Source organism: Pseudomonas sp. (genome assembly GCF_036387035.1).
Taxonomy (GTDB): domain Bacteria; phylum Pseudomonadota; class Gammaproteobacteria; order Pseudomonadales; family Pseudomonadaceae; genus Aquipseudomonas.
On record NZ_DASVUM010000115.1, the window covers coordinates 1 to 2,512 of the forward strand.

A 2,512-nucleotide genomic window follows, 5' to 3' on the forward strand; every position below is an offset into this window, starting at 1 on the left:
TGTGTCCATGCAGAATCCCGAAACAAAACGTGCGCCGCAGGTGGCCGATGTGGTCAGTGAGCGCATTGAGCGGCTGATTGTCGACGGCGTGCTCAAGGTCGGCCAGTTGCTGCCCTCCGAGCGGCGGCTGACCGAAAAGCTCGGGGTGTCGCGCACGGCCTTGCGTGAGGGCCTGCAGCTGCTGCGCGCCAGGGGCATTATCGAAACGCGTCAGGGCAAGGGCTCTTTTGTCGCGCAGATGGGCGGCCTGGGGCTGGCTGCCAGCTCGCCGTTGATGCACTTGTTCGCCTCCCAGCCGCGCACGCTGTATGACCTGTTCGAGGTGCGCAGCTTGCTGGAAGGGGAATCCGCACGGCTGGCGGCGTTGCGCGGCACCGCCGCGGATTTCGTGATGATCACCCGTGCCTACGACGCTTTGGTTGCCGCCCATGACCACCCGCTGCCGGCGTCCGAACACGCCCGGCTCGACCATGCCTTCCACTTGGCGATCTGTGAGGCGTCGCACAACCCGGTGCTGGTGCAGACCCTGCGCTCATTGACGGATTTGCTGCTCAACACGGTGTTCGCCTCGGTCAACAACCTCTATCACCGTGACGCCCAGAAGCGCCAGATCGACCGGCATCACGCCCGGCTTTACAACGCGGTCACCGGGCGTTTGCCGGAGCAGGCGCGCAAGGCCGCTGTGGCGCATATCCAGAACATCTGCGAAAACCTGCGCGAGATCGAAAGCGAGGAGCAACGACTGGTACGCGCCACGTTGCGGCTGGAGGGCTGGGCCTGAGCTTGACAGTCAACAGTCATTGCCGCAGTTTACGCATTGCGTAAACCGTTTACGCCGGCGTCACCCCAACAACAAAAACAATGACAGGGCCAGCCCCGTGGATCTTTTCACGTATTACCGATCAACCTCCAGCTACCGGGTGCGCATTGCCCTGGCGCTGAAAGGCCTGGCGTTCAGCGCCGTGCCGGTCAACCTGATCCGCGACGGCGGCGAACACCACATGCCGGACTACCTGGCGATCAACCCCCAGGGCCGCGTTCCCGCGCTCAGGCTGGACGACGGCAAAGTAATCATCCAGTCCATGGCGATCATCGAATACCTCGAAGAAGTGTCCCCCCAACCTGCATTGCTCCCCGGCGCGCCGCTCGACCGCGCTCACCATCGGCAAGTAGCCGCCCTGATCGGCTGCGACATTCACCCGCTGCACAACGTCGCCGTGCTCAATCGTTTGCGCGGTCTGGGCCATGACGAAGGTGATGTGACGGCGTGGATCGGGCACTGGATCGGCGAAGGCTTCGCCGCAGTGGAAGCGCTGATCGGCGACAGTGAATTTTGCTTCGGTGCCGCAGGCTTGGCCGACGTTTATCTACTGCCTCAGGTGTATGCCGCGCGGCGCTTCAACGTGAACATGCGCCCATACCCGCGTATTTGCCGGGTCGAAGCCCTGGCGTTGCAGCATCCAGCGTTTCAGACCGCCCATCCCGATGCGCAATCGGACAAGCCGGAGTAATCTTTCCCCCATGAAAAGCTTCGGGCTGCAATTGATCTTCGGCGACTTCCTCGCCCGCAGCGTGCGGGGAATTTCCTGCGCGCCACCTGCTGAATCGTGATTCGAGCCGCTGTGCCTCTCACTTTTTAGCAGGAGCAAGACCGTGACTGATCTCTATGAAAATCCAATGGGCCTGATGGGCTTCGAATTCATCGAATTCGCCTCGCCCACCCCGAACGTGCTCGAACCGGTGTTCGAAATCATGGGCTTCACGAAGGTGGCCCATCACCGCTCCAAGAACGTGTCCCTGTACCGTCAGGGCGCGATTAACATCGTCCTCAACAACGAGCCCAATAGCGAAGCGTCCTACTTTGCTGCGGAGCACGGTCCTTCCGTGTGTGGCATGGCCTTCCGCGTCAAGGATTCGCAAATGGCCTACAAGCGCGCTCTTGAACTGGGCGCGCAGCCGGTGGAAATCGGCACCGGGCCGATGGAACTGCGCCTGCCGGCAATCAAGGGCATTGGCGGCGCGCCGTTGTACCTGATTGACCGCTTCGGCGAAGGCACCTCGATCTATGACATCGATTTCGTCTACCTCGAAGGTGTCGACCGTCACCCCAAGGGCGCCGGCCTGCAGTTCATCGATCACCTGACCCACAACGTCTATCGCGGCCGGATGGCCTACTGGGCGAACTTCTACGAGAAGTTGTTCAACTTCCGCGAGCTGCGTTACTTCGACATCAAGGGCGAGTACACCGGCCTGACGTCCAAGGCGATGACGGCGCCGGACGGCATGATCCGCATCCCGCTCAACGAGGAGTCCTCCAAAGGCGCCGGGCAGATCGAAGAGTTTTTGATGAAATTCAACGGCGAAGGGATTCAGCACGTCGCGTTCTTCACTGAAAACCTCATCGACACCTGGGATCGTCTGAAGGCGCTGGGCATGCGCTTCATGACCCCGCCGCCTGACACGTATTACGAAATGCTCGAAGGCCGCCTGCCCAACCACGGCGAACCGGAGC

The 2,512-nt window shown here is 61.5% G+C and carries 3 protein-coding genes; all 3 read left to right on the forward strand.

Going from position 1 to position 2,512, the window contains the following annotated elements; genetic code table 11:
* Positions 1-7 precede the first annotated feature (7 nt).
* Positions 8-781 carry a transcriptional regulator GlcC gene (gene glcC / locus VF672_RS10615; protein ID WP_331104448.1) on the forward strand — a complete coding sequence of 258 codons (774 nt, stop codon included), beginning with the start codon at positions 8-10 and terminating at the stop codon, positions 779-781.
* 97 nt (positions 782-878) lie between these two features.
* Positions 879-1,511 (forward strand): maleylacetoacetate isomerase, encoded by a 633-nt coding sequence (gene maiA, locus VF672_RS10620; RefSeq protein ID WP_331104444.1) that lies wholly within the window; start codon positions 879-881, stop codon positions 1,509-1,511.
* 142 nt (positions 1,512-1,653) lie between these two features.
* A partial coding sequence (gene hppD, locus VF672_RS10625) for a 4-hydroxyphenylpyruvate dioxygenase (protein ID WP_331104446.1) occupies positions 1,654-2,512 on the forward strand: 859 nt, incomplete at its 3' end.

Bases quoted from the DNA above. Each gene is read 5' to 3' on its own strand.
- glcC (WP_331104448.1), top strand. From the start codon at position 8: ATGCAGAATCCCGAAACAAAACGTGCGCCGCAGGTGGCCGATGTGGTC.